Raw genomic sequence first — 6177 nt, 5'->3', positions numbered from 1 at the left:
TTCGTTTTGGCATTCTTTATTTGATGGGGGTGGTGTTCCTCCCGATCATATCATGGTTAATCGACCGGACATGATATAATTAAGCTTTCGCCCGAAACACCTTTTCTACCGACTTCACCAAAAGTTCTCGCGGCATCAATCGAGGCATATTGGCGATGATTTGATTGGGAATTCCCCCTGTCACAACATGAGACTCATTTTTGTCTAAAGCTTTGAGAGCATCTCGCACTACTTCCGCTGCGGGAACGAGTTTTTGCCCGCTACTGGATGCCATTGATTTAGGAAATTCAGCTACTGCGAAAAAGTCCGATTCGGTCGGCCCTGGACAAAGGCACAAAACGCGAATTCCTAAATCTTTGTTTTCCGCCCAAAGTGCCTCGCTGAAACTCAAAACAAAGGCTTTAGTAGCTGCATACATCGACAAGTACGGCATCGGTTGAAAAGCTGCGATCGAACTAACATTGATGACACTTCCTGCTTTTCGCTGCCTCATTCCCTGCAAAAACAAGTGCGATAGTTCAACTAATGCTACAATATTTAGTTGGACCATGGTTACTTGTTTGTCAAGCGGGCGATCGGCAAAAACACCGTAATCACCAAAACCCGCATTGTTCACCAACAAATCAACCGTCCAACCTTTTTTAACAACTGCGTCAAATACAGCAGTTCCAGCGGCCGGTGCGGTCAAATCTTGAACGATAATTTCGACTAAAATATTGAATTCCTGTTGCAGTGTAGCAGCTAGCTGTTGCAATTTGTCTTCGGATCGAGCTACCAAGATTAGATTGTGCTGGCGTTTGGCTAATTCGGCGGCAAAGGCTGCACCAATTCCGCCAGAAGCACCGGTGATTAAAGCAGTCGGCATGAAATTAATTCGGATATTTGATGTGGGCTTTATATATTTTAACAATTATTTACACGGGAACCTGTAAAATAATTAAAAGGGAATAGGTGAGTTTTATGGCGCGTCTTACCGATCGAGCTTTTGAAATTTTGCGGACCGAAGTTGACAAGTGCGCGGCGGCTGATAGTCTAGCCGGTGATGTCTACCGACGGATGGTAATCAAGCGGTTGGAGAAATTACGCTTGCAAAACGGCACTTTCGCCTCAAAAGAAGAAATCCGCGATACCTTCAAAGACGAATTTCCCAACTTCAGCGAACAAGCTCTCAAAGCAGCCGTCAAAGCCAACCGCCCGCCCGGATTGTTCGGTAAAATCATCTTTGCTGGGAGTTTGCTGGGAAGTGCTGCGGGGATAATTTGGCTGCTAAATCTACCTTTTCCGATGATTCGCTGGCCCGTGGCGAAAACAATGCCGATATTATTGCTGCCGAGTTTTATGAGTATGGATCACAATTACCGCCAGGCGATCGCCCTTGTGGAACAATCCGATCAACTGGTGAATAAAGCCACGGCTGTCGCTGATTTTGACTTGGGCGAAATTAAAGCAAAAGAGGCGCAAAAACACCTCGACGCCTTGCCAGTTTGGTTTTTAGGTTATTATCCACAAACCTACTGCTCTTTTTTCGGCTGCCGTTGGCGGTTTACAGTCGATGAATTTCAAGCCGCCCGCAAAAATGTGGGGCGGATGGAGGCTCAGATTTTCCAGCAAAAAAATGCTTTTACTCAGTTAAATCAAGTCGAACAAACGCTAAAGGCCGCGAAACAGGAGTATCAGCAAGCCAAAACTGCTGCGGATAGACAAAAAGCGACGGTAAATTGGCAAAGTGCGATCGACCAACTCAATCAAATTCCCGCCGAAACCCTCGCAGGAGAAACGGCTAAGAAAACACTCAAAGCAGCAGAAAGAGACTTTCAAGCAATGGGCGGCGTCGCCACCGGTTCTGTGCAGGCTGACAACTTAATTGAAGCTGCTAAAGAATTTGCTCTGTCCGCCGCCGTCGCCTCCCAAAAGCCTCCCCATCCCGCCGCACAGTGGGAGCAAATAGCAGAATTGTGGCAAGAAGGAATTAACCGACTAAAATTGATTTCTGTCGATAACCCTGGTTATCTCGACGCTCAAACTAAACTCGCTGAATATCAAAAAAATTTAGGAATTACCCAGATTAGACTGGAAGCAGAAAAAGATTCTGCCAAAGCCTTGCAAGAAGCTAAAAGCTTGTTGGCAAACTTGCAAAAAGATGTGAATTCTCAAAATCCCGGTTACTCCCTCAGCCAGTTGCAACAAATTATCAATCAATTAGAATCTGTCAAACCCGGCACAACGGTTTATCCCGAATCCCAAAAATGGCTGCAATCGGCTCGCAAAAAACAGCAAGAATGGCAAAAAAATTAGTCAGTTGTCAGTTGTCAGTCAACAGTCAACAGTCAACCGTCAACTAACAAATTACCAAGTCGGGTCAACATACAGATTAATTGTCACTTGCTTCTTCCCCGAAGGGATGCCTGAAATACAAGCACAAATCGTATCTCCGCCATCAATTTCTACTTCGCAAGCGTGACAAGAACCCATGAGGCAGCCAGTAGGAATAGAAACCCCTGCACGTTTGGCTACATCTAATAAAAGCTCTCCCGGTTCAGCTTCAACTGTCACGTTATCAGGTAAAAAACAAACTTTTGTCATTGAATTTGAACCTCAACTCTAATAAACAATAATCAACAGTCAACAGTCAACAGTCAACAGTCAACAGTTAACTAATTAACCTAAAATATGCTTGATATCTAAATGCTTTTCCACTGTATCTGCTAGAGAGTCTAACAGAGCTTCTCGGTGTTCTCTGTAATTAGGAATACCAGTAGGCAAGGCGCGGAGTCCCCGCTGCTGCCGCAAGTGATTTAACCAAGCTCGCCGCCAAGCTCCGTTGTCAAAGATGCCGTGCAGGTATGTACCCCAAATTGATTGAGAAGTATTGACAATGCCTAAACTAGCATCGTCAAATAGCGGTTGAGTCAAATCTGACTCTAGGATTTGCGTTTTTCCTTGATGAATTTCGTAACCGGAAACTGGCAAACCCGGTTGAGGATAGTTAGATGTTACGATGCGTTGGCGGGCAATTTTGTTCGGTGCCATCGCAGTTTTCAAAGGCAGCAATCCCAATCCTGGAAATTCTCCCCTTTCTCCCTCCACGCCTTCTTTATCCGTGATACTTTCTCCCAGCATCTGAAAGCCACCACAAACTCCCATGACTGTACCGCCAGCTACTAAATAATTTTGAATAGCTTTTGCCATACCTGTTTGGCGCAGCACGTGCAAATCGGAAATTGTAGTTTTAGAGCCTGGTAAAATTACGGCGTCTGGATGGCCTAAATGGTCTTTTGGGCTGACATATTTGACGGTGACGGAAGTTTCCGACTCTAAGGGGTCAAAGTCGGTAAAATTGGAAATTCGGGGCAGGCGGATGACCGAAATATTTATGTCGGTTTGAGAATTGGGAGAACGTCGATCGAGCAAATCGAGAGAATCTTCTGAGGGAAACACTTCGTCTATCCAAGGAATCACCCCAACTACCGGGATTCCAGTCCTTTCTTCTAGCCAAGTCAGACCCGGATCTAAGATCGATTTTTGTCCTCGAAACTTATTAATAATGAATCCTTTAATTAAAGCTCGTTCGTCGGGATCGAGCAATTCCAAAGTACCGATGATGTGAGCAAAAGCACCGCCGCGATCGATATCAACTACTAGCAAAGTCCGAGCCTTTAAATATTTAGCTACCCGCATATTTGTTAAATCGCGGTGTTTGAGATTAATCTCAGCAGGGCTGCCTGCTCCCTCACACACAATCATGTCAAATTCTTGCTTGAGAAATTCTAAAGATTCCCGAATAGCTTGCCAGCCGATATCGAAATACTGCTCGTAATATTGAGCTGCTCGCACATTGGCGATCGCCCGGCCCTTGACAATCAATTGAGAAGTCATGTCTCCTTGTGGCTTGAGCAAAATCGGATTCATCTCTACCCAAGGTGCGACGCCCGCAGCCCAAGCTTGCACTGCTTGAGCGTAACCAATCTCTCCGCCGGCTGCTGTGACATAGGAATTCAGTGCCATATTCTGACCTTTAAACGGAGTTACCCGCCAGCCTCGCCGAGAAAAGATTCGGCACAAAGCTGCAACGAGTAAAGATTTCCCTGCGTGAGATGTTGTTCCCACGACCATAATTGCTTTCATAATATTAAGGGAGAAGGAAGTTCGGCAACGCGCAGTGTAAGGGATTTAATATCTATTCCGGTTACACCGTCCGTGATTGTTGATTGTTGACTGTTAACTGTTGACTCGGAGTCTAAAAACTAAATGGTTGAGTGTTAACTGTTGACTCAATTTTATTATTCCGATGCAACCGGAAACCATATAACGGATTTAACGGATTTAACCGATCGATGTTGAGGACTGAAGTCAAGCGTGAAGGAAGAGGGCAGAAGAAAAAAGTAAGAAGTAAAAAGTAAGAAGGCAGAAGGCAGAATAAAAAAAATTCTGGTTTCTACCTTTTACTTTCTGCCTCAAGATGACGGCTGATCTTCGCCGGATACCTTCTCAGACTTGGATTCAGTGGCCGGTTTAGCAGTTTCGACTAGATTCGGATCGGGGTGATTCGGGCGAATCAATTCCGGTTGTTCTCCCTCAGAAGATGGTGTTTTATCTGTAGGGGGGGGATTCGGGCGAATCAATTCCGGTTGTTCTCCCTCAGAAGATGGTGTTTTATCTGTAGATTCGATCGAGATCACTGATACTGAAACCGTTTCCACCTGCACGCTCAACCCAGGTTCTCCCGGTACTTCTATCTCTACAGGCTCTGCCATTTCCACCACAGTCATTTCTATCGATACTGCAGGGGCTTCTGCTTCCGGTACGCCTGCTGCTGCTTCCGGTTCACCAACCGCAGCCAGCGGTGTCTGGGTTTCCAGAGATACAGCAGGGGCTTCTGCTTCTAGTACGCCTGCTGCTGCTTCCGGTTCACCAACCGCAGCCAGCGGTGTCTGGATTTGGGCGGACGATCGATCTTCGATCGGAGTTTCCCCTATTTTGTCAAAACTCGCGATGTCTGCCGCCATCAACTCGGCCATTGCTTCAACATCGGTGGGAAACGGCACTCCAAGGCTTGTTTCCACAACAGTGTTGCTGCTTTCTGCTGCCACTTCCGCAGCCGCCTGGGCTAATTCGGATTCGAGAATTTGGTCGATAGCCGGTGCAGGAGTTGCCGTTATTTGAGATTCAGGTGCGATCGATTCTGGAGTCACTGAAGGTTTTGGCGTCTGGGGAGTTGTATCAGACTTGTTTTTAGCCACACCGAGTCCCAACATACCGCCGAGACTATTTTTGATATTGCCGAACAGACTTGCGAAACCGCCGGATTTTTTAGCTGGTTGAGGAGGAGTAGGAGGAGTTGGGGCCGCCGTTGGGGCCGCCGCTGCCGCCGCTGCCGCCTGCGACTCTTTAACGGCTGCCCTCCATTCTGTTTCCTCGTCAAAATCATCGACTTCTGGCTGCTGTTGAGGCTCTGGCTGAGCCTCTGCTGGCTCCACACTTGGTGCAACGGCTATTTCTGAAATTTCTAGAGGTAGAGGTGGAGGAGTGAAGCTGCTGGCTGCTGATTCTGTTAGGGGTTGTGAAGTCTCAGCAGCAGGAGTTTCGACTGAAAACACTGGTATTTCTGCAATTGCAGGTGGTTTCGAGTCGGGAATTTTCAAGTCAGGGGCGATCGCACTTTCTGCCGTTGCCTCGTCGATCGCACTTTCAGCAATACTTTCAGCTATGGGGGAAATCGCCGGCTGTTCCTCTAGCTTTACCTCGCCCTTATCCAGAGTGGGTGCTGGAACCACATCAGTTTTCGGTTTGGGCGATCGAACAAACTTAGGTTTTTTCGCCGCTGCTGCTGGTTCTTTTTTCTTGGCAAACAAGCCAGCAAACGGCACGCCTGCTGCCGCCAAATTCGCCGACTGAGGAATCGGTGTTTGCTCAGCAACGGGCGTCACCTGCCGGCGCAAAGTCAGAGTTTCCCAGGCAAACCAGCCCAACATCGCCACGCCCGCCATTTGACCAAGCAGGAGAGCACCAGTAATTCGTCCCGCACAAGCCCATAAAATTAACGCATAAAAAAGCCCTACCCCGCTCCAGGTAAAATCACTTTTGCGGTGCACTTCTGGAAAAAAGAAGGCCGCCATGTAAATACTGAAGCTGCCTAGACCGACCGCCAACGCCAGAATGTATGCAAGCATCTTGTCG

Annotated in this window: 5 protein-coding genes; 1 reads left to right on the top strand and 4 read right to left on the bottom strand. The window is 47.3% G+C overall.

Going from position 1 to position 6177, the window contains the following annotated elements:
• Positions 1–79: 79 nt before the first annotated feature.
• On the bottom strand, positions 80–865 hold the full coding sequence (locus QUB25_RS06515; protein ID WP_333182442.1) for an SDR family oxidoreductase: 786 nt from the start codon (positions 863–865) through the stop codon (positions 80–82).
• A gap of 95 nt (positions 866–960) precedes the next feature.
• Between QUB25_RS06515 and QUB25_RS06510 the strand changes: the two genes are divergently transcribed.
• Complete coding sequence (locus tag QUB25_RS06510) at positions 961–2295, top strand: hypothetical protein (RefSeq protein ID WP_333182441.1); 1335 nt, start codon at positions 961–963, stop codon at positions 2293–2295.
• Between the two features lie 51 nt (positions 2296–2346).
• Here QUB25_RS06510 and QUB25_RS06505 read toward each other — a convergent pair whose 3' ends face one another.
• From QUB25_RS06505 to QUB25_RS06495, 3 genes are all read right to left on the bottom strand, one after another.
• Positions 2347–2583, bottom strand: coding sequence for a 2Fe-2S iron-sulfur cluster-binding protein (locus QUB25_RS06505; RefSeq protein WP_006634188.1), 237 nt, complete (start codon positions 2581–2583; stop codon positions 2347–2349).
• A gap of 75 nt (positions 2584–2658) precedes the next feature.
• Complete coding sequence (gene cobQ, locus QUB25_RS06500; RefSeq protein WP_333182440.1) at positions 2659–4125, bottom strand: cobyric acid synthase CobQ; 1467 nt, start codon at positions 4123–4125, stop codon at positions 2659–2661.
• Positions 4126–4454: 329 nt separating this feature from the next.
• Positions 4455–6170 (bottom strand): Ycf66 family protein, encoded by a 1716-nt coding sequence (locus QUB25_RS06495; protein ID WP_333182439.1) that lies wholly within the window; start codon positions 6168–6170, stop codon positions 4455–4457.
• Positions 6171–6177 lie beyond the last annotated feature (7 nt).

The organism is Microcoleus sp. B3-D7 (genome assembly GCF_036705305.1).
Lineage (GTDB): Bacteria > Cyanobacteriota > Cyanobacteriia > Cyanobacteriales > Microcoleaceae > Microcoleus.
Note: the sequence above shows the minus strand (reverse complement) of the source record. Positions and strands in the feature narration are given on the sequence as shown.

Excerpts from the sequence above, each read along its gene's own strand:
- QUB25_RS06515 (WP_333182442.1), bottom strand. The coding sequence starts at position 865 with ATGCCGACTGCTTTAATCACCGGTGCTTCTGGCGGAATTGGTGCAGCC.
- QUB25_RS06510 (WP_333182441.1), top strand. The coding sequence starts at position 961 with ATGGCGCGTCTTACCGATCGAGCTTTTGAAATTTTGCGGACCGAAGTT.
- QUB25_RS06505 (WP_006634188.1), bottom strand. The coding sequence starts at position 2,583 with ATGACAAAAGTTTGTTTTTTACCTGATAACGTGACAGTTGAAGCTGAA.
- cobQ (WP_333182440.1), bottom strand. The coding sequence starts at position 4,125 with ATGAAAGCAATTATGGTCGTGGGAACAACATCTCACGCAGGGAAATCT.
- QUB25_RS06495 (WP_333182439.1), bottom strand. The coding sequence starts at position 6,170 with ATGCTTGCATACATTCTGGCGTTGGCGGTCGGTCTAGGCAGCTTCAGT.